18 protein-coding genes are annotated in these 20,674 nt (G+C 46.1%); 17 read left to right on the top strand and 1 reads right to left on the bottom strand.

What is annotated here, in order from left to right:
- Positions 1-167: 167 nt before the first annotated feature.
- The 11 genes from P150_RS0109155 (at position 168) to rseP (ending at position 11,119) form a co-directional block, all read left to right on the top strand.
- Positions 168-1,166: a peptidoglycan DD-metalloendopeptidase family protein gene (locus tag P150_RS0109155; RefSeq protein WP_028897422.1), complete on the top strand. Its 999-nt coding sequence runs from the start codon at positions 168-170 to the stop codon at positions 1,164-1,166.
- A gap of 163 nt (positions 1,167-1,329) precedes the next feature.
- Positions 1,330-2,208, top strand: a complete 879-nt coding sequence (locus P150_RS0109150) for a YicC/YloC family endoribonuclease (protein WP_028897421.1) — start codon at positions 1,330-1,332, stop codon at positions 2,206-2,208.
- A 137-nt stretch (positions 2,209-2,345) separates the two neighbouring features.
- Positions 2,346-2,915 carry a guanylate kinase gene (gene gmk / locus P150_RS0109145; RefSeq protein ID WP_028897420.1) on the top strand — a complete coding sequence of 190 codons (570 nt, stop codon included), beginning with the start codon at positions 2,346-2,348 and terminating at the stop codon, positions 2,913-2,915.
- Positions 2,916-2,981: 66 nt separating this feature from the next.
- Positions 2,982-3,560 (top strand): nicotinate (nicotinamide) nucleotide adenylyltransferase, encoded by a 579-nt coding sequence (nadD, locus tag P150_RS0109140; protein WP_028897419.1) that lies wholly within the window; start codon positions 2,982-2,984, stop codon positions 3,558-3,560.
- Between the two features lie 145 nt (positions 3,561-3,705).
- Positions 3,706-4,320: an HAD family hydrolase gene (locus tag P150_RS0109135; RefSeq protein ID WP_028897418.1), complete on the top strand. Its 615-nt coding sequence runs from the start codon at positions 3,706-3,708 to the stop codon at positions 4,318-4,320.
- A gap of 745 nt (positions 4,321-5,065) precedes the next feature.
- Positions 5,066-5,758 carry a tRNA (adenosine(37)-N6)-threonylcarbamoyltransferase complex dimerization subunit type 1 TsaB gene (gene tsaB, locus P150_RS0109125; protein ID WP_028897416.1) on the top strand — a complete coding sequence of 231 codons (693 nt, stop codon included), beginning with the start codon at positions 5,066-5,068 and terminating at the stop codon, positions 5,756-5,758.
- A gap of 84 nt (positions 5,759-5,842) precedes the next feature.
- A complete protein-coding gene (locus P150_RS0109120; RefSeq protein ID WP_028897415.1) occupies positions 5,843-6,448 on the top strand; it encodes a DUF4290 domain-containing protein in 606 nt (201 codons plus the stop codon).
- A gap of 3 nt (positions 6,449-6,451) precedes the next feature.
- Complete coding sequence (gene murA, locus P150_RS0109115; protein WP_028897414.1) at positions 6,452-7,765, top strand: UDP-N-acetylglucosamine 1-carboxyvinyltransferase; 1,314 nt, start codon at positions 6,452-6,454, stop codon at positions 7,763-7,765.
- A gap of 144 nt (positions 7,766-7,909) precedes the next feature.
- Positions 7,910-8,431: a ribosome maturation factor RimM gene (rimM, locus tag P150_RS0109110; RefSeq protein ID WP_028897413.1), complete on the top strand. Its 522-nt coding sequence runs from the start codon at positions 7,910-7,912 to the stop codon at positions 8,429-8,431.
- Positions 8,432-8,455: 24 nt separating this feature from the next.
- The gene (locus P150_RS0109105; protein WP_028897412.1) at positions 8,456-9,613 is read left to right on the top strand and encodes a 1-deoxy-D-xylulose-5-phosphate reductoisomerase; all 1,158 of its coding nucleotides are present in this window, start codon (positions 8,456-8,458) and stop codon (positions 9,611-9,613) included.
- 105 nt (positions 9,614-9,718) lie between these two features.
- Positions 9,719-11,119 carry an RIP metalloprotease RseP gene (gene rseP, locus P150_RS0109100; RefSeq protein ID WP_028897411.1) on the top strand — a complete coding sequence of 467 codons (1,401 nt, stop codon included), beginning with the start codon at positions 9,719-9,721 and terminating at the stop codon, positions 11,117-11,119.
- 130 nt (positions 11,120-11,249) lie between these two features.
- Here the strand turns inward: rseP and P150_RS0109095 are convergent, their stop codons facing one another.
- On the bottom strand, positions 11,250-12,080 hold the full coding sequence (locus P150_RS0109095) for a phosphorylcholine transferase LicD (protein WP_028897410.1): 831 nt from the start codon (positions 12,078-12,080) through the stop codon (positions 11,250-11,252).
- Between the two features lie 1,002 nt (positions 12,081-13,082).
- Here P150_RS0109095 and rplM point away from each other — a divergent pair.
- From rplM to porU, 6 genes are all read left to right on the top strand, one after another.
- Positions 13,083-13,547: a 50S ribosomal protein L13 gene (gene rplM / locus P150_RS0109085; RefSeq protein WP_028897408.1), complete on the top strand. Its 465-nt coding sequence runs from the start codon at positions 13,083-13,085 to the stop codon at positions 13,545-13,547.
- Positions 13,548-13,561: 14 nt separating this feature from the next.
- Complete coding sequence (gene rpsI, locus P150_RS0109080; protein ID WP_028897407.1) at positions 13,562-13,948, top strand: 30S ribosomal protein S9; 387 nt, start codon at positions 13,562-13,564, stop codon at positions 13,946-13,948.
- A gap of 349 nt (positions 13,949-14,297) precedes the next feature.
- Positions 14,298-15,110 (top strand): 30S ribosomal protein S2, encoded by an 813-nt coding sequence (gene rpsB, locus P150_RS0109075; protein WP_028897406.1) that lies wholly within the window; start codon positions 14,298-14,300, stop codon positions 15,108-15,110.
- A 112-nt stretch (positions 15,111-15,222) separates the two neighbouring features.
- The gene (gene tsf / locus P150_RS0109070) at positions 15,223-16,221 is read left to right on the top strand and encodes a translation elongation factor Ts (RefSeq protein ID WP_028897405.1); all 999 of its coding nucleotides are present in this window, start codon (positions 15,223-15,225) and stop codon (positions 16,219-16,221) included.
- Positions 16,222-16,406: 185 nt separating this feature from the next.
- Complete coding sequence (locus P150_RS0109065) at positions 16,407-17,024, top strand: fumarylacetoacetate hydrolase family protein (protein ID WP_028897404.1); 618 nt, start codon at positions 16,407-16,409, stop codon at positions 17,022-17,024.
- Between the two features lie 43 nt (positions 17,025-17,067).
- On the top strand, positions 17,068-20,622 hold the full coding sequence (porU, locus tag P150_RS0109060) for a type IX secretion system sortase PorU (protein ID WP_028897403.1): 3,555 nt from the start codon (positions 17,068-17,070) through the stop codon (positions 20,620-20,622).
- The last annotated feature ends 52 nt before the right edge of the window (positions 20,623-20,674 follow it).

Here is a 20,674-nt window from a genome sequence, read left to right as displayed (position 1 = left end):
CAGACTAAAAACTGTTAATCGTCCATTTATTCCATCCTTTTTTTCTTATCTTTGCATCGCTTTCAATCTATTAGCGGGGTTTTTGTATTGTTCAACTATATGGATTTTAAGGAAGAAACTTACTGAAGTTTCAAATCGAGTTTTAACCGAAAACAAAGTAATTGACAATGACTCTTAGGAAGATATTTAAGACATTCGCATTTTCAACAGTGATGGCTTTTGCCGCAATATCGGCAAATGCACAGGATCTTATCGCACGACAAGCTCCCGTTGATCGTCGAGCAACAAGCCTTGATACTATCGTAGTCAATAGATTGCAGGAAGTTGAAAGCTTTGAGAACCCTTCAGCATTGCTTTACAATGATTGGAGCAACACGAAGACACACGCATCCGGCACACTTCCAGAGACATTCAAAATAGACTTGCGCGGCTTCCACATGCCATCGCCAAGCAGAGTTGTAACAAGTAATTTCGGCCGTCGCTGGGGTCGTGCTCACAAAGGCCTCGACATCAAGGTATATATCGGCGATACGATTCGCGCTGCTTTCTCAGGCAAAGTACGAATAGTTGATTATGAAGCAAGAGGATACGGTAAATATATTGTGATTCGACACAACAACGGTCTTGAAACATACTACGGCCATCTCTCAAAGCAAATCGTTCACGAAAATCAGAACGTTACTGCGGGACAGCCTATCGGTTTGGGAGGCAACACTGGTCGCTCAACTGGTTCCCACCTTCACTTCGAGACACGCCTGTGTGGCGTAGCCATCAACCCGGCATTGCTGTTCGACTTTGCACATCAGGACGTAACGGGCGACTTCTACACTTACCGCAGAAGCACAGTAGACAGCGAATCAGCACGTGCAACGGCACTTCGCGGCACAGCATCCAGTCCCGGCTACTCAAAAGAGAACATTCAAGGAACTGGCAACTACTCAAAGAGCAACAGAGCAGCGAGCCAGACAACGGATTATTCAACTCGTCAGACCCACGCAATGACTACCTCGAACGGTACTCAGATATTATATCACAAAGTATCTTCGGGCGAAACACTCGAATCCATCGCAGAACAGCACGGCATCAGCGTGGAACAGCTTTGCAAGCTCAACCGTCTTGGACGCTACGCCAAGGTAGTGAAAGACCAAATTTTGAGATACAGCTAAACTGAAAAGACACCAGCTACACAACATACAGAAGCCAGTCAGTCCATACTGATTGGCTTTTTGTTTGCCGTTTACGTTGCTTTTAAGAAGCTTTTAAACTGCTCATTTGGTGTTTTCGTGGGTTTTTCGTACATTTGCAGAAATATAATAAACAGAAAAGCCAATGATATTATCTATGACCGGTTACGGAAAAGCAGTCGTAACCTACAAGGAAAAGAAGATAAATGTTGAATTCAAGTCGCTGAACAGCAAGACACTTGATCTTTCTGCTCGCATCACTCCACTTTACAGAGAGAAAGAAATGGAAATCAGACAGTTGATTTCACAAAAGCTCGAACGTGGAAAGGTGGACTTTTCACTATGGGTTGAGAAAGAAGCCGTGCTGGATGCCACCCCAATCAACGCAAAATTGGTAGAGAACTATTACAATCAGCTTAAAGCTATCTCGGCACAGACAGGCATTCCAGAGCCACAAGACTGGTATGTAACGCTCCTTCGCCTTCCCGACGTAACGGCAAAGACCGAAATAGAAGTCCTCGACGAAGAGGAATGGAAGGCTGCCAAGCAGGCCGTTGAGGAAGCAATGCAGAAACTTATTGAGTTCCGCACACAGGAAGGAGCTGCGCTTGAAAAGAAATTCAACGAAAAGATCGACAACATCGAAGCCCTCCTGAAGAGCATCGAACCCTACGAGGAAAGCCGTGTGCCCAAGATAAAGGAGCGAATCATCGAAGGATTGAAGCAGATTCCGTCGATAGACTACGACAAGAACCGTCTTGAACAGGAGCTGATATACTACATAGAGAAACTCGACATCAGCGAGGAGCGTCAGCGTCTTACCAATCATCTCAAGTATTTCCGCGAGACAATGGCAGAAGACGGACACGGCGTGGGCAAGAAACTCGGTTTCATCGCACAGGAAATGGGTCGAGAAATCAACACAACCGGCTCAAAGAGCAATCAGGCTGAAATGCAAAACATCGTCGTAATGATGAAGGACGAGTTGGAACAAATCAAGGAACAAGTGCTCAACGCGCTATAAACCGTGTCCGGCAAAGTTGCTGCAAAGCTAAAGCATTCACCCTTTCAAGCAGAAAGACAACGAACAACTCCAACCAATCCAAACAACAGAGCACACAAAAAACGCCCCTCTCCTTTGAAGGACTTAGGAAAACTGAAATGGGAAAACTTATCATATTCTCAGCACCATCGGGTGCAGGCAAAAGCACAATCGTACAATGGCTGATGAAAGAGCATCCGGAGTTCAATCTCGCATTCTCCATCAGTTGCACTACACGCGCACCAAGAGGCACAGAACAGAACGGAATGGAATACATCTTCCTGTCTCCGGACGAGTTCAAGGAAAAAATAGCGCAGAATGAGTTCCTCGAATACGAAGAAGTATATGAAGGACGCTTCTACGGCACGATGAAATCGCAGGTGGAACAGCAATCACAAACCGGCCAAAACGTGATATTCGACGTAGACGTAAAGGGTGGCTGCAACATAAAAAAGTATTACGGCGACCGTGCACTCAGCCTTTTCGTGCAGCCTCCATCGGTAGAAGAACTGCGGAAGAGACTCGAAGGGCGTCATACCGACACTCCCGAAGCCATCGAAAACCGACTGGCAAAGGCTGAATACGAGCTGACTTTTGCCGACAGATTCGACCATATCATCGTGAACGACGATTTGGAAAAGGCTAAACAAGAAACCTATGAGGTGCTCAAAGCATTCTTAGAGCCATAAGAGCGGCACAAAAAAATGCAGTACGACCTAACACGGCACGCCTCTACTCAATACAACACTCCACAAATGAGAATCGGAATCTACGGAGGAACATTCAATCCGATACACAACGGACACGTGGCCTTGGCTGAAGCATTTCTCAAACAGGCAAAGCTGGACGAAGTCTGGTTCGTAGTTTCTCCACAAAATCCGTTCAAGATAAACGTAAAACTTCTCGACGACCATCTCCGATTGAAGATGGTTCAGGAAGTTTTGAAAGACAAACACAGACTCATAGCCTCCGACTATGAGTTCCATCTCCCGAAACCGTCCTATACTTGGGACACACTTCAAAGCCTTTCAAAAGATTTTCCCCGCCATCAATTCACCTTGTTAATCGGTGGCGACAACTGGAAAGCCTTCGACAAGTGGTATCACTACGAGGACATTCTCGCCAACTATCAGATAGCCGTTTATCCGAGAATCGGCGATGGAATCGAGGAAAACGTGCTTCCGAAGAACGTCAGACTGCTAAAAACGGAACTGATAAATATCAGCAGCACGGAAATAAGAAACCGCGTGAAAGCAAACGAACCCATCACGGGGATGGTTCCGGCTGTCATCGAAAAACAGGTCAGGGAAGCCTACAAAGCACTTTCGGGCTGAAACCACACAAGAGAAACAATAAACGACAAGCAGAACCTGCAACTCCGAAACCAAACAAAAACCTTTCCGACACAAAAATATAGCCCAAACAGATTTATCCGACACACCATAATTACTTGTTTCATCAATCATTAAATCTTGAGATATGAAAGTTTACGCATTCGACTTCGACGGAACGCTGACAAAGAAGAGCACCTTCTTTGCCTTCATCAGATATGCGAAGGGCTATCTTCGCACCAACATAGGACTTCTGCTCTTCTCTCCCATCCTCCTTCTCGTAAGACTGAGGCTCTATGCAAACTGGAAAGCCAAGCAACAGCTCTTCTCTTGGTACTTCAAAGGAATGAACATCGATGAATTCGATGAAAAATGCAGAAACTTTGCACAAGACAAAAGAACCCTGATGCGCAAAAAAGGCATCGCAACCATTGAGACAGCACTCGCAGAAGGCGATTCAATCATTGTGATAACTGCCAGTATAGAGAATTGGGTAAAGCCCTTCTTTGAGGAATTTGCAGACGGCGTGAAGGTGGAGGGAACGCATATTGACGTGCGCAACAAAATCATAACGGGGAAGTTCCTTACCAAAAACTGCTACGGCAAGGAGAAGATAAAGCGTCTCATACGCGTCTTTCCTTACCGACACTCCTACACCTTAGTGGCTTTCGGCGACGGAAAAGGCGACAAGCATCTGCTGAAAGAAGCCGACGAGAGCCACTACAAGCCTTTCAGAAAGTCCAGATTAAGGAAGAAGGACTGACTGTCATCTTTCTTTACAAAAGCTCTTGCATAACTTTAATATTCAGAACAAGAGACAAAAATTTTTCAAAAATGCCTTTTTTTGCGCAATTCTATAAAACACTTATTATCAAAGCGTTAAGAAAATGCAAGGTTTTTGACAAGAAAAAACACTTTCCATTCTTCGCATACTTGGCACTATTTTGGGCAAAAACAAAACTATTTCTCTCGATTTCATCGCAAAAACGATTTGCAATCTTCGCAAGAATAGCTTGCATTCTTCGCAAAAACGCATTATGATTTTACGAAGAATGGAAACCAGACAGACGAATTTCATCAAACAAATGCCATTTGAAGTTTCTCCATTTTCTATTTCAGCATTCTCAGAGAGTGCATTTTTCGGTATATAATCTTTACAAAAGTCGAAATAGAAGAGCCACGAAAAACAACGCTTTCATCGGATTTTTCATCACGATTTCTTACCACTAAAAAAGCCAAATACAATCCATTCGCAATCCCTGATTCGCACGCAAAGCGATATTTCCGAATCCAAATAAAACACAATGAGATTTAATTTGTTATCTATTAAGGTGTATTTATTCAAATTTTAGCAGTATCTTTGCATTTCATTAATGCCTTTCCTGCACGGCAGAAACTGCTGAAAAGGAGAAGATGTTTCACAGCATCGACAAAGGCCGGACGGATGATTGAGAATCTTTCGGGCACAAACAGAACTTTGAATTTACTTTAGACGATAATAAACGATTATGTCTTGCATATTGAACATTGAAACCAGCACGAACATCTGTTCCGTAGCATTGTCGGAAGACGGAGCTTGTATTTTTCATTTAGAAGACAACAGCGGCCCGAACCACGGCGAACGTCTCGGAACATTCATAGACGAGGCTCTGTCTTTCGCCGACAGCCACGCCATTCCGGTGGACGCAGTAGCCGTAAGCAGCGGTCCCGGTTCTTACACCGGGCTTCGTATCGGCACCTCTATGGCAAAGGGAATCTGCTACGGAAGCGACATCAAACTCCTTGCAATCCCGACGCTGGAGCTGCTCTGTGTACCGGTTTTGCTCGGGCACGAAGAGATTGAAGACGATGCCTTGCTCGTTCCAATGCTCGACGCACGCAGAATGGAGGTATATGCTCAGGTTTTCGACCGTTCGCTGAAGGAAATCAGAGGCATTCAGGCCGACATTGTGGACGAGAACACCTACAAGGAGTATCTCGACAAAGGTCCGGTCTACTTCTTCGGAAACGGTGCCGAAAAGTGTATGGAGGTTATCAACCATCCGAATGCCCACCTCATCAAGGGCATTCAGCCATTGGCCAAGAATATGCTGCCGTTGGCAGAAAAGCGCATTGCACTGCAACAGTACGAAGACGTGGCCTACTTTGTGCCGATGTATCTGAAAGATTTTGTGGCAAAGCAGGCAAAGCCACTGCTCTGAGCAAAGGAATGAGGAAGCGGGCATTCAGTATTTAAATTTGCATAGCAACTAATTCAAGATTCAACATTAATAAACTTCTAACGAATGAATATTGACGGATTGGACTACAACACCCAACGTGAGAAATTAGTACTGCCTGAATACGGGCGGGAAATACAGGATATGGTAACATTCTGCGTGAATCTTCCCACAAAGGAGGAACGGCAGAGCTGCGCAGAAACCATCGTTACGATTATGGACAGAATGAACGAACAGAACCGTGGCAACGTTGATCATATCCAGAAACTTTGGGATCATCTGGCTCTGATGTCCGACTTCAAGTTGGATATCGACTATCCTTTCGACGTAAGCGAGGCAAGGAATATGGCGAGCAAGCCTGAACCGATGAGCTATCCTATGTCCAAGATTCCCGTCCGCCACTATGGCAAGATGATGTTTGAGCTTTTCGAGCAACTCAAAACAATGGAACCGGGCAGGGAACGCGATATGCTGACTTCCATTGTGGCGAATCAGATGAAGCGTTGCCTGATGCAGTGGGGACACGGGTCGGCTGACGACGAGAAAGTGGCGTCTGATCTGGCACGCCATACCGACGGTGTGATTCAGTTGGACTTGAGCACTTTCAAGTTTGAGAAGATAAATCAGCGCGACCTGACGCAACCGAAGACAAACAACAAAAAGAGAAGATAGGCTATGGAATCCTTTATCATTGAAGGCGGTAACCGTCTTTCCGGAACAATTACCCCACAGGGGGCGAAGAACGAGGCATTGCAGATTATCAGTGCCACGCTGCTCACGTCGGAAGAAGTGATTGTAAGAAACATTCCTGATATTCTTGATGTGAACAATCTCATAAAATTGTTGCAGGACATCGGTGTGAAGGTCAGGAAACTGGCTCCGAACGAGTATTCCTTTCAGGCCGACGAGGTGAATCTCGACTTCCTTGAGAGCGAGGAGTTCGTGAGGAAGTGTGCTTCATTGCGTGGCAGCGTTCTGCTCTACGGTCCGTTGCTGGGTCGTTTCGGCAAGGCTACCATCACAAAACCCGGTGGCGACAAGATCGGCCGTCGTCGTCTGGACACGCATTTCCTTGGTTTTAAGAATCTTGGCGCACGCTTTGTTCACGTGGAAGAACGCAATGTTTACGAGATAAAGGCCGACAAGTTCGTCGGTTCCTATATGCTGCTCGACGAAGCATCGGTAACAGGTACGGCAAATATCATTATGGCTGCCGTATTGGCAGAGGGGACAACTACCATCTACAATGCTGCCTGTGAGCCATACATCCAACAGTTGTGCCATCTGCTCAACGCAATGGGTGCGAAAATCAGCGGCATTGCCAGCAATATGATTACCGTCAGCGGCGTTAATGCGCTCCACGGAGCCGAACACCGCATACTTCCGGATATGATTGAGGTGGGCTCGTTCATAGGAATGGCTGCAATGATTGGCGACGGCATCAGAATCAAGGACGTATCGGTAAAGAATCTCGGCATTATTCCCGATACATTCCGCAGACTCGGCGTACAAATCATTGAAGAAGGCGACGATTTGATTATCCCGCGTCAGGAGCATTATGTGATAGATTCGTTCATCGACGGCTCGATAATGACCATCAGCGACGCACCTTGGCCGGGAGTAACACCCGACTTGATTTCCGTGCTGCTCGTTGTAGCCACACAGGCACAGGGAAGTGTGCTTTTCCATCAGAAGATGTTTGAAAGTCGGCTTTTCTTTGTAGACAAACTCATTGATATGGGTGCGCAGATTATCCTCTGCGATCCGCACCGTGCCGTGGTTGTAGGCCACGACCACAGCCGAACGTTGCGGGCAGGGCGTATGTCCAGTCCCGATATCCGTGCAGGTATCGCACTCCTGATAGCCGCATTGTCGGCAAGAGGAACGAGCCGTATCGACAACATCACGCAGATTGACCGTGGTTACGAGAATATAGAGGCACGCCTCAATGCACTCGGTGCAAATATCAAGCGCGTGGAAATATGTTAAATTGAAGAAGGAAAGCGTAAAGGCAAAACGGAACGAAAACCAATACCTGGCTCCATACATATTCTGAATATGAAAAAGAGCATTAACCGAAGCATCATCGGAACGCTTTCACATCCACATTTCTGACTCCTGCTCCAAAAAAGAATGATTAAAAAAGAAGACGTATATAAAATAGGTATCTTGGGAAAGCCTCACGGGGTACGCGGGGAGATTCAGTTCAGGTTCTCAGACGACGCTTTCGACCGTTGCGATGCCGAATATCTCGTGCTCGAACTCGAAGGCATCCTCGTTCCTTTCTTTATGGAGGAATATCGGTTTCGCTCAGATGAGGTTGCATTGATAAAGTTCTGCGACATCGAATCGGACGAAAAGGCACGCGAACTGACCGGTACGGAAGTGTATTTTCCGAGAGCATTGGCAGAAGAGAATACCGAAACGCTTTCTTGGGCACAGATTATCGGGTTCTCATTGGTGGACAGCGGAACGGGAAAGTGCATCGGAAAGATAGCCTCTGTCGATGAAACAACCATCAATCTGCTTTTTGAAGTAACGACAGAAGATGGCAAAGACCTTCTTATTCCCGCAAATGAAGACCTGATAAAGGGAGTAGATGCAGAGAAAAAAACAATCAAAATAGAGATTCCTGAAGGTCTGCTGGAACTTTGAACAATCAATGATGAATTGATAAATATGAAACAACAAATATGTATCCTCGGTTCTACGGGCAGCATCGGAACGCAAGCACTCGATGTTATTGCGCAGCATTCCGACCTCTATGAGGTGTATGCGCTCACGGCAAACAACCGTTGGAAGGAATTGGCAGCACAGGCGCGCAAGTTTCACCCATCAGCAGTTGTCATTGCCAATGAAGAATATTACGAATGTCTGTCAAAGGAACTTGAAGACCAGCCCGATATAAAGGTTTATGCAGGTGCGGATGCGCTGAAACAGATAGTAGAAGCCGAACCAATAAATATGGTTCTCACGGCGATGGTGGGCTTTTCAGGTCTTGAGCCAACTATCCACGCCATCAAGGCACGCAAGAAAATCTGTCTGGCCAACAAGGAAACACTCGTTGTGGCAGGCGAACTGATCTGCAATCTTGCAATGGAATACCACGTTCCGGTTTTACCCGTAGACAGCGAACACAGTGCTATCTTCCAAAGTCTCGTGGGAGAGGATGAAAACGAAATAGAAAAAATACTGCTCACTTGCTCCGGCGGACCTTTCCGATTGTTCAACGACGAGCAATTAAAGACCGTAACGGCAGCCGACGCACTGAAACATCCAACGTGGGATATGGGCGCAAAGATAACGATTGACTCTGCCTCGCTGATGAACAAAGGCTTTGAAGTAATCGAAGCAAAGTGGCTTTTCGGCGTACCTGCCGATAAAATTCAGGTGTTGGTGCATCCACAATCCATCGTTCACAGTGCAGTGCAGTTCGCCGACGGCGGCATTAAGGCGCAATTGGGCGTACCCGATATGCGATTGCCCATTCAATACGCGTTCTCTTTTCCGAAGCGTCTGCCCCTGAAAGGCGACCGGTTGGATATGTTCAAGCAGCCGTTGGAGTTCTTCGAGCCTGATACGGACAAGTTCAGATGCTTGGCTATGGCGTACGAAGCTATTAATAAAGGTGGAAATATGCCCTGCATACTGAATGCTGCTAACGAAATCGTGAACGAAGGATTCAGAAAAGAACAGTGTTCTTTCCTCGGAATGGGCGAAATCATCGAGAAAACAATGCAGACCGTCGCCTTCGACAAGAGCCCGGATCTCGACATTTATCTGCAAACAGACAAGGAAGCACGAAGCATTGCCACGGAGCTAATGAAACGCTCTTGAAGGATTCGCAAGCCAACAAACAGGAAAAGGCAACAAGCTGTCCGACATTCCACGCGCCCATTTGCGCTTATTCACGAATTAAAAACAATAAAACGATAATAATTAATGGAAACATTTCTGATCAGATTGCTCCAATTTATCTTGGCAATCTCTCTGCTTGTCCTCCTCCACGAAGGCGGGCATATGTTTTTCTCAAAGCTCTTCGGAGTAAGAGTTGAGAAATTTTTCGTGTTCTTCGATGTATCTATCGGCAAATGGAACGGTATGCTTTTCAAATGGAAACCAAAGAACGACGACACCACCTACGGTCTCGGATGGCTGCCATTGGGAGGATACTGCAAGATTTCGGGTATGATAGACGAGAGTTTCGACACCAAACAGATGGCAAAAGAGCCGGAACCTTGGGAATTCCGAACCAAACCTGCCTGGCAGCGACTGCTGATTATGATTGGCGGCGTGCTCGTAAACTTCCTTCTGGCACTCTTTATCTACTCTATGATAATGTTCGCTTGGGGCGAGTCATATTATAAGGTGTCGGATATGTCGATGGGTATGGCCTTCAATGAGCAGGCAAAGACACTCGGTTTCCGAGACGGAGACGTTATGCTGGGCACAGATCAGGGCGAATTTCGCGAATATGCCAACGTAAACGGCGACTTCTTCCGACAGATAGCACAGTCAAAATACATCGACGTGATGCGAAACGGCAAGAAAGAACGTATCACGATGCCCGGCGACCTCGATATGCTTTCAATGGTAAAGGAACGTCCTCTCTTTGCCGAACCCTACATCCCGGCACGTATCGACAGCGTAATGGGCGACTCGCCTGCAATGAAAGCAGGCATAAAGGAAGGCGACTTGCTCAAGTCCATCAACGGAAAACCTGTTGAAACGTGGGCTGATATGAACAATGAACTGAGCGTGCTGAACGACATCGCCGCCGTGAAACAGACCCGGAAGGACTCTCTGGCCGCAAGAAACGTCGTACTTACCGTTCAACGTGCCGAAACCAACAAACTGGACACCATAAGAATGACGCTGAACAGCGAACTGAAACTGGGCGTTATGCAAAGCACGCTCGCCACTTACTATAAGCCTGTTACGGAAGAATACTCATTCCTTGCCAGTTTCCCTGCCGGTGCAAAGTACGGAATCAACGTGCTTCGCGGCTATGTAGGCAATTTCCGTTACCTTGCTTCAGCCGACGGCGCAAAGAGCTTGGGTGGATTCGGTTCCATCGGAAAGATGTTCCCTCCCTATTGGGACTGGTATATGTTTTGGAATATGACTGCATTCCTCAGCATTATCCTTGCCTTTATGAACATTCTGCCGATACCTGCCCTCGACGGCGGACACGTAATGTTCCTCCTTTACGAAATGATTACACGCAGAAAACCGTCTGAAAAGTTTATGATCCGTGCCGAATACGTCGGCATCACTATCCTCATTATCCTGATGATAGTCGCCAATCTCAACGACATTCTGCGACTGTTCAACATCTATTAAAGGCAAACGAAAGATTAATCAGCCGTATAACGACATAAAAAACAGCAAAGGTCCTCAAAACACCTTTGCTGTTTTTTATTTCCATTATTTCATAGAAACAAAATAATCTCAATATCTCCTTGAACTTGGATTACAGAAAACGCACCGTTGCCTTATGCTGATTGCGCTTGTCCTTCGGTGGCAGATCAAGATACGAACCATAAATTTTTCTGCAATAGCGTTCAGGATCGGCAGGCCCGTTATAGAATTTCCCTTCAAATTCAATGGGTTTATACGGCTCTAAAAACTCCACCGGAACCCGATTGTAAAACCAAGTGCCGTAAGAGTTCATAAACTCGCCTCGCTTACCAAACAGATGACCACACAAACGGAAGAGAGGGAACACGCAGTTTTCCAGCAATTCGTAGCCCAACTTGCCCAAAACCGGATGCTTCGGGGCTAAATCTATATTCACAAATACCGACAGCTTGCCGGCAATGCGCTGCAAACTCGGGAGAATCCTGTCTTCATAAGGAAAGATATCAACGTGCAGCCCACGATATTTCATATTCTCCAGCGCACGCCTGTCCCTCGAACCCTCTTCCTCCGTACTCACGTGCTCGCTCTTCAAGTCGCGCAAACTTGCCCAAGACTTCAAATAGCCCGCATCGGTAGTGTTGTCCTGAAGAACGAACCGAGGATGGGGATTGGCTTTCAGATAGTCGCAGAAACGCTTATAGTCCTTCTGCTTCACGATGATATCCACATCGTCGTCCCACGGAATGAATCCTCCGTGGCGCATAGCACCGAGCACGTTTCCGCCATCCAGACGCCAGTCCACGCCAATCCTGTCGGCAACCTCCACCAGATAATCGAGCATTTCAAGCATACGCAGCTGCGCACGCCTCAGCACCGAACCGTCGGGATTATACTCCCGCCGCAAACTCTCTTGTGTTTCACCTGTGTTGAAAACATCAATCATATCCAATAACTTTTATCCTACAAAATTACTACATAATACTGGATAATCAAAAGAATATCGCTGTTTTGAACTTGCAGAAGAACAGATAATCGCTTAAAATGCTCAAGCATCCATTTTAGGAGCAAGGCTTTGCTTTCGCCATTTGCCGAAAACATCATTACGCCTTACCGATTTGTAATAAATGATTACCAAAAAAGCCACATTATTTTTCTTCAATATAGAGATTTCAGAGACAGATTCGGACACTAAAAAACGATTTTTGAGAAGTTTGAAATCCAAACATACGAAGACTGCATTGCAATCTTGCGAAGAATGCCCGTCGATTGTCGCAAGAATGAAAAGCAAATATACGATGATTCGGCCTTGAAAAATAGTCATAAAGTCAGTATTATTGTCCTAATTGCAAACTTTTTGCAGTAGAATTATTGCACACCAATCACTCCTACGCGTATAACCCAGTGTAACACAAAAGCTTACAAATGCGCACACAAAACTCTCATATTTGAAAATAAAAAATATTTTATTCAAAATAAACGAATTATGGCGGCTGTTCTGTAAAGAATATTCGCAATCGGAAATAATATCCACAAGATATTCAAATCTAAATTCAGGAACAACGGAAGAGCAGACTCGTATGATCAGCCAAATCTGTGTGAGATTATTTTCGCATCTCAAGGCTCGAATTAGCTCTCTGAAAATATCGTCTGTCGCTCGCTATTCGCTTACTTCAATTCCGTGCAACCTATCGCAGAATGACAATAAGAAAGCGTTAATAATCAAGAATTATGTTAATTCTATCTAAAAACGGCAAATTCGGATATAAGGGAGAATGGCAACATAAATAAAAATGAGTAATTTTGCAGACCGATTATTTCGAGGGTGTACTTAGAGCCCTCAGCACGTGGTGTGTTAATAGTGCTGCTTTTGGCCGAGCTGCACGGTTAGTGAATCACACGGGCAAAGAACAAAAACGTTTTTTAGTAGTAAAATTAAAATTTAAAAATGGACACTTTAAGTTACAAGACTATTTCCATTAACAAGGAAACAGCCAAGAAAGAGTGGGTTGTAGTTGATGCAACAGACCAAGTAGTAGGTCGTTTCTGCTCTAAAGTTGCTAAGTTGCTTCGTGGAAAGTACAAGCCAACATTTACTCCTCACGTTGATTGTGGAGACAATGTAATCATTATCAATGCCGACAAGATGTATTTCACCGGCAAGAAGGAAACCGACAAGGTTTACACACGCTATACTGGCTATCCGGGTGGTCAGCGTTTCAACACTCCTGCACAGCTTCGCACAAAGAAGAACGGTGTAGACAAGATGGTTCGCCACGCTGTTAAGGGTATGTTGCCAAAGGGGCCTCTCGGTCGTCGCATCTTGAGTAACCTCTACGTTATCGAAGGTACAGAACTCAACGGACTCGAGGCTCAGAAGCCAAAGGCAATTGATATTAACCAGTATAAATAAATAAGGTGTAGAAAATGGAAGTAATTAATACAATTGGTCGCCGCAAGAGCTCTGTTGCTCGCATTTACCTTACAGAAGGTACCGGTAAGATTACAATCAACAAGAAAGATTTAACTGAATTCTTCCCATCAGCAATTCTGCAGTATGTGGTTAAGCAGCCATTGCAGTTGCTCGGCGTTGAAGGTCAGTACGATATTAAGGCCAATCTCAACGGTGGCGGTTTCACAGGTCAGAGCCAAGCTCTCCGCCTCGCTATCGCACGCGCACTCGTTGAAATCAATCCTGAAGACAAGAAGAATTTGAAGGATCACGGATTCCTGACACGCGACAGCCGTGCTGTTGAGCGTAAGAAGCCAGGTCAGCCAAAGGCACGTGCTCACTTCCAGTTCAGTAAGCGTTAATGTTTTGAATGTGAAATGTGGAATGTGAGAAGTGAAATGTGAAAAATAAAATGTGAAATGTGAGAAGTGAAATGTGAAATGTGAGAAGTGAAATGTGAAATGTGAGAAGTGAAATGTAAAATATTTACCATTTTCATTTTCCCATCTCCCATCTAACATCTCCCATTTACCATTTACCATCTCCCATTTACCATCTCCCATTTTCCATCAAAGCTGTCGCTTAAGTTTAGTATCTAAACTGATGAGATTCCAAATCGGGGACTACTCATTAGTTGATTCTAATCAGCCTGACGAAGCTCATTCGTCAAGAAAGAATTTCAAAGAAAGTAAACAAACAAAAAACAAGAAAATGTCAAGAACAAACTTTGACCAATTATTGCAGGCAGGTTGCCACTTCGGCCACCTCCGTCGTAAGTGGAACCCAGCAATGGCTCCTTACATCTTTATGGAGCGTAACGGCATCCATATCATCGATCTTCACAAGACAGTAGCTAAGATTGACGAAGCTGCTGAAGCACTCAAGGGTATTGCTAAGAGTGGCAAGAAGATTCTGTTCGTCGCTACTAAAAAACAATCTAAGGAAGTAGTTGCTGAAAAGGCAGCTTCTGTTAATATGCCATACGTGAACGAGCGTTGGGCAGGTGGTATGCTTACCAACTTCCCTACAATCCGTAAGGCTGTTAAGAAAATGACGAACATCGACAAGTTGATGAACGACGGTACATTCTCTAACCTCTCTAAGCGTGAGTTGTTGCAGATTTCACGTCAGCGTGCTAAGCTCGAGAAGAACCTCGGTTCTATCGCCGACCTTACCCGCTTGCCATCTGCACTCTTCGTTATCGACGTAATGAAGGAGCACATCGCTGTTAAGGAAGCAAATCGTCTGGGTATTCCTGTATTCGGTATCGTTGATACTAATTCAGATCCTAAAAATATCGACTTCGTTATTCCTGCAAACGACGACGCTAAGGATTCAGTTGAAGCTATCTTGAACGCTTGCTGTGGTGCTATCGCAGAAGGTCTTGAAGAGCGCAAGGCTGAAAAGGCTGACGAGAAGGCTGCTGCTGAACAGGCAGAAGAAGCTGCTGAAGCTAAGCCAAAGCGTGCTGCCCGCAAGACAGAAGAAGTTGCTGCTGAAGAAGAGGCACCAGCTGCTGAATAATAAAAGACTATAATTGGGCATTGGTGAACGCTTATGGGCTCCTCTCCGGATCTCATCAACGCTCATCAACGCCCACATTTTTTATAAACAAAAAACTAAAGAAGAAAATAAAATGGCTGTATCTATTGAAGATATCAAGAAGCTTCGCGCTATGACAGGTGCTGGTCTTGGAGACGTTAAGAAGGCTCTTACAGAGGCTGAAGGTGATTTCGACAAGGCAAAGGAATTGCTCCGCGAGCGTGGTTTGGCTATCGCTGCAAAGCGTTCAGACCGTGAAACCTCAAACGGTTGTGTACTCGTAAAGACTGGCGACAAGTTCGCTGCTATGGTAGCTGTAAAGTGTGAGACTGACTTCGTTGCCAACGGTCAGGACTTCATCGCTATGGTACAGGAAATCCTCGACGCAGCAGTAGCTGCAAAGGCTAAGTCGCTCGACGAAGTTAAGGCTTTGAAGCTCGCTAACGGCGACGACGCAGCTAATACGGTTCAGCAGCGTTCAGGTATTACTGGCGAGAAGATGGAAATCGACGGTTATAACTTCATCGAAGGCGACAACATCTCTGCTTACGACCACATGGGCAAGCACACGCTTGCTACACTCGTTCAGCTCAATCAGGAGAATGAAGAGGCTGGCCACAAGGTAGCTATGCAGGTAGCTGCAATGAAGCCGGTAGCTTTGAACGAGGCTTCAGTTCCACAGGAAGTGAAAGACGAAGAGTACAAGGTGGCTATCGAGAAGACCAAGGAAGAACAGGTAGAGAAGGCTGTTGTTGCTGCTATCAAGAAGGCAGGCATCAACGCTAACCTCGTGGATAGCGACGAACACATCGAATCAAACATCAACAAGGGATGGCTGACTCGTGAAGATGCAGACAAGGCTCTCGAAATCAAGAAGACTGTTTCTGAAGAAAAGGCAGCCAGCTTGAATCAGGGGATGATTGAAAACATCGCAAAGGGTCGTCTGAACAAGTTCTTCAAGGACAACTGTCTCGTTGATCAGGAATTCCAGTTCAGCGACGGCGATAAGATCAACGTAGCAGACTGGTTGAAGAGTCAGGCTAAGGATCTTGAGGTTATTGACTACAAGCGATTCACACTCTCAGCCGACTAATCAGTCGTCAGAGAAGAAAATATCTTGGGGTTATAGGAGAACAGACTTGTACTCCTGTAACCCCTTTTTGTCTTTCATAGTGGTTTTATTTTCCCAGTCAGGCTAAATTCAGTTAAAGAAATCTAATAGCTCACAGGAAAGTATGAGCCAACAAACACCATCAACCACCATAATAATATAAGAATATGAAGATTTTCTGCATCGGTATGAATTACGCTCAGCACAATAATGCGCTGCACGGTACGTTATTAAAGACAGAGGAGCCTGTGATTTTCATCAAACCAGACTCTGCTATTCTGAAAGACCATAAGCCTTTCTTCATACCCGATGATATGGGAAGAATCGAATATGAAACGGAATTGGTGGTAAGAATATGCCGATTGGGCAAGACTATTCCCGAACGTTTCGCACACAGATACTACGATGCCGTAACTGTCGGTATAGATTTTACGGCACGTGAATTGCAGAAGAAACTCAAAGAGAACGGCAGACCTTGGGAACTTGCGAAGGGTTTTGATGGTTCTGCTGCATTAGGCGATTGGATTGACAAGGAGAAATTCCTCGACATTCAGCGTCTTCATTTCCATCTTGACATCAACGGAAAGACTATTCAGGAGGGATGCACAAGCGATATGCTCTACAAAGTAGATGAAATCATCAGCTATATAAGCAGGTATTTCACGCTGAAAACCGGCGACATACTATATACCGGTTGCCCTACCGGCTGTGGGCCGGTGCATATCGACGACCATTTGGAAGGATATATAGAAGACAGAAAAGTCCTTGACTTCAACTGTAAATAGATAAAGAATAACGCATTTACTCTGCTCCCAAACAACTAAGCAAATGAAAAGAACGATATTCAGCCTATTGCTCACTGTGCTCTGCATTACGGCAAACGCACAAAAGCAGCGTTTCTTCAATCTCACCGTTGAAGATGTTACGATAGACTCTGTTCTGCCACGTTTCAGCTATTCGATTCCGATTGGCGAAAACTATGCCGATTCAACCTACGAACTGGAAATACGATATCCTGAATTTCTTGATATGAGCAGGCAGGATATTGCCAGATACAATGCCATCACGGCAGAAGTACCGGGCGTATTGCCGGAAATCTATCAGCAGATTGCTGTTGAACGCAAGAAAGGCTCGCTGGAATTTTCACTTGTTCCCATTGTAGAACGCAACGGAAAGAAACAATTTCTGGTAAGTTTTATGATTGCAATGACCTCAAAACCCATTGCCAAGACCAGAAGTGCACGCCGTTCTCAGGCGCATAAACTGCCGGACGGCAACGAAAGATACGCTAAAAACTCTGTCCTTGCAAAGGGGAAATGGGCTAAAATCAGAGTTCCTGCCAACGGAGTGTACAATCTCACGAACGATATTGTGAGGAAAGCGGGCTTCAGCGATGTGAACAAAGTCAGGATTTATGGCTATGGAGGACATCTGCAAAACGAACAACTGACGGCTGCTTTCATTCAGGAATATGACGACCTGAAGGAAGTTGAGAGTTGCATTGTCGGAGGGAAACGCCTGTTTTACGCACGTGGTCCCGTAAGTTGGGAGAACAATACAACCGTCAAGCGCATCCGTAATCCATATTCCGAATACGGTTATTATTTCATTACAGAAGACGGGGAAGCTCCTCTCACAGTAGATTCCGCCACCTTCCTCTCAAACGTCTACCCTCAGGCCGACGATTATCACGCCATACACGAAGTAGACAATTTCAGTTGGTACAACGGCGGCCGAAATTTGTTTGAAAACACTCCGATTGCAATCAACACAACGAAGACCTATACGCTCAAGAACAAAACGGGTTCTACAAGCGGGACGATGGGAATCGGCGTTACTACGGGTAAATACACTACCGTGGTTGAAGTGGGAGTGAACGGCAGAAGTTTGGGCACAATCAGCATCCGACCGGGCGACTCATACGACTTCGGTTTTGAATCAGAACAAACTTATGCGCTGGACAATCTGCGTTCGACAGATTCTATCACAATAAAGACGCTTTCAGGTGGTCCGGCACGCCTCGATTACATTACAATCGCATACGACAATCCGAAGCCTGCGCCCAACCTTGCGAACGGCACATTCCCCGTTCCCGAATATGTACACAATATAACCAACCAAGACCTGCACAGCCACGGCAGCGTGGATATGGTCATCATCATTCCGACCAGCCAAAAACTATTGGCGCAAGCGCAAAGACTGGCAAAATTCCATCAGCAGCACGACGGAATCTCGGTAAGAATTGTTCCTGCCGACGAGCTATACAATGAATTTTCAAGTGGAACACCTGACGCGATGGCGTACCGCCGTTATATGAAGATGCTTTACGACCGTGCAACGACCGAAGCAGAACTGCCAAAGTCGCTGCTTCTCTTCGGCGACTGCGTTTGGGACAACAGAATGCTGACTGCCGAATGCCGACAACTCAACCCTAACGACTACCTTCTTGCCTACGAAAGCGAGAACTCTTTCAGCTTGACCGACTGCTACATAAACGACGGTTGGTACACGTTGATGGACGACGGAGAAGGTGCGAACCTTCTCAGCCGCGACAAGGAAGACATCGGCGTAGGCCGTTTCCCCGTTACAACCGTATCAGACGCACAGACATTGGTTGATAAAACCATCTCATACGCAGAAAACAAAAATGCCGGAAACTGGCAAAACGTAATTATGTTTATGGCCGACGACGGCAATAACAACCTTCACATGCGCGACGTAAACTCAACGGCGGAAACCATTATGAATGCCTATCCGGGCTATCAAGTGAAGAAAGTGATGTGGGATGCCTACAACCGTGTAACATCTTCCACCGGCCACAGCTATCCTGACGTTTCTTCGCTCATAAAGCAGCAACAGGCACAGGGCGCACTCATTATGGATTACGGCGGGCACGGCTCTGAAATTCAGATTTCGCACGAAGCAGTCCTGCGCATAAACGATTTCGCCAACTTCACCAACACCAACCTTCCACTCTGGATTACGGCAAGCTGCGACATTATGCCATTCGATGCAACGGCAGCAAACATAGGCGAAGAAGCTATGCTGAATAAAAAAGGTGGCGCAATGGCCTTTTGGGGAACCACCCGTACCGTGTATGCCAACTACAACAAGTCTATCAACACAGCTTTCCTGAAGCACGTACTGAGCTTTACCAACGGCAAACCGACCACACTCGGCGAAGCTCAACGCCTTGCGAAGATGGATATGATTAATACCGGACAGGACAGAACAAGGAACAAGCTGCAATATTCATTACTCGGCGACCCTGCCCTGTCGCTGAACCTCCCCACCCTGCAAACCGTAATAGACTCCATCAACGGTATGCCGGTTGATGGAAGCACGCAGATTATGCTCAAAGGAGGTGCGATTGTCAAGGTAAAGGGACACATTGCCAACGAGAAAGGCGCACTTAAAGACTTCAACGGCCTGATGACTGCGACCGTTCGAGACACACGCGAGCTGATTATCTGCAAGAAACAGGAAGAAACATCCAACGATGCTTTCAAATTCTACGACCGACAGAAGGTGCTCTACAACGGTTCAGATAGCGTTCGCAATGGCGAATTCAGCTTTACCTTCGCAGTTCCACGCGACCTCAACTACGCTGACGGTTCCGGACTGATCAACGTTTATGCCGTAAACTCCGACCATTCGCTGACGGCTCACGGCTATGAAGACAGTTTCCACATCAACGGTTCGGAACAAGTGAGCAATGATTCCATCGGTCCGTCCATCTACTGCTACCTCAACACGCCTTCATTCGTAAATGGTGGAAACGTAAACTCCACGCCATATTTCGTTGCTGAAATTACAGACAAAGACGGTATCAACGCCATAGGCAACGGAGTCGGGCACGATATTCAGCTGATAATCGACGGCAAAATGGAGCGCACTTATAACTTGAACGACAACTTCTCGTTCGACTTCGGCAGTTACACCAAGGGCAAAACCCACTTCAGCATACCGGAACTGTCCGAAGGACGCCATCAGTTGAAGTTCCGTGTGTGGGACATTCTCAACAATCCCTCAACTGCAACGCTCGACTTCAATGTTGTAAAAGGATTGGCACCCGACATTGAGAGTTTCAGCTGCACGAACAATCCTGCCACCACGCAGACCACGTTCATTGCCTCGCACAATTACACCGGCTCCAACGTGGATGTGGAAATAGACGTCTTCGACACCTCCGGTCGCCTGCTGTGGCAACACATCGAGAAAGGCGTATCGGGAGGCAACACCTACACCGTAGACTGGAATCTGACTGCAAACGACGGCACCCGCCTGCAAACCGGTGTGTATCTCTATCGCATCCGTCTCGGCAACGGAGGCTCCGTAAAAGAATCGAAGGCGAAGAAACTCATCGTCATAAACAATAATTAAAGCGCAAATTGCGTTTAAACTCTGGTGTCCGCCCTGAAAGAAACCAGATACC

Origin of the sequence: Prevotella sp. HUN102 (genome assembly GCF_000688375.1) — a bacterium.
GTDB lineage: Bacteria > Bacteroidota > Bacteroidia > Bacteroidales > Bacteroidaceae > Prevotella.
The sequence above is the reverse complement of the archived record's forward strand: the minus strand, read 5'-3'. Positions and strand labels throughout refer to the sequence as shown.

Excerpts from the sequence above, each read along its gene's own strand:
- P150_RS0109095 (WP_028897410.1), bottom strand. The coding sequence starts at position 12,080 with ATGATTGATGTTTTCAACACAGGTGAAACACAAGAGAGTTTGCGGCGG.
- nadD (WP_028897419.1), top strand. The coding sequence starts at position 2,982 with ATGAGAATCGGAATCTACGGAGGAACATTCAATCCGATACACAACGGA.
- rimM (WP_028897413.1), top strand. The coding sequence starts at position 7,910 with ATGATTAAAAAAGAAGACGTATATAAAATAGGTATCTTGGGAAAGCCT.
- P150_RS0109120 (WP_028897415.1), top strand. The coding sequence starts at position 5,843 with ATGAATATTGACGGATTGGACTACAACACCCAACGTGAGAAATTAGTA.
- murA (WP_028897414.1), top strand. The coding sequence starts at position 6,452 with ATGGAATCCTTTATCATTGAAGGCGGTAACCGTCTTTCCGGAACAATT.
- tsaB (WP_028897416.1), top strand. The coding sequence starts at position 5,066 with ATGTCTTGCATATTGAACATTGAAACCAGCACGAACATCTGTTCCGTA.
- gmk (WP_028897420.1), top strand. The coding sequence starts at position 2,346 with ATGGGAAAACTTATCATATTCTCAGCACCATCGGGTGCAGGCAAAAGC.
- rpsB (WP_028897406.1), top strand. The coding sequence starts at position 14,298 with ATGTCAAGAACAAACTTTGACCAATTATTGCAGGCAGGTTGCCACTTC.
- tsf (WP_028897405.1), top strand. The coding sequence starts at position 15,223 with ATGGCTGTATCTATTGAAGATATCAAGAAGCTTCGCGCTATGACAGGT.
- P150_RS0109150 (WP_028897421.1), top strand. The coding sequence starts at position 1,330 with ATGATATTATCTATGACCGGTTACGGAAAAGCAGTCGTAACCTACAAG.
- rpsI (WP_028897407.1), top strand. The coding sequence starts at position 13,562 with ATGGAAGTAATTAATACAATTGGTCGCCGCAAGAGCTCTGTTGCTCGC.
- P150_RS0109065 (WP_028897404.1), top strand. The coding sequence starts at position 16,407 with ATGAAGATTTTCTGCATCGGTATGAATTACGCTCAGCACAATAATGCG.
- rplM (WP_028897408.1), top strand. The coding sequence starts at position 13,083 with ATGGACACTTTAAGTTACAAGACTATTTCCATTAACAAGGAAACAGCC.
- P150_RS0109105 (WP_028897412.1), top strand. The coding sequence starts at position 8,456 with ATGAAACAACAAATATGTATCCTCGGTTCTACGGGCAGCATCGGAACG.
- rseP (WP_028897411.1), top strand. The coding sequence starts at position 9,719 with ATGGAAACATTTCTGATCAGATTGCTCCAATTTATCTTGGCAATCTCT.
- P150_RS0109155 (WP_028897422.1), top strand. The coding sequence starts at position 168 with ATGACTCTTAGGAAGATATTTAAGACATTCGCATTTTCAACAGTGATG.
- porU (WP_028897403.1), top strand. The coding sequence starts at position 17,068 with ATGAAAAGAACGATATTCAGCCTATTGCTCACTGTGCTCTGCATTACG.
- P150_RS0109135 (WP_028897418.1), top strand. The coding sequence starts at position 3,706 with ATGAAAGTTTACGCATTCGACTTCGACGGAACGCTGACAAAGAAGAGC.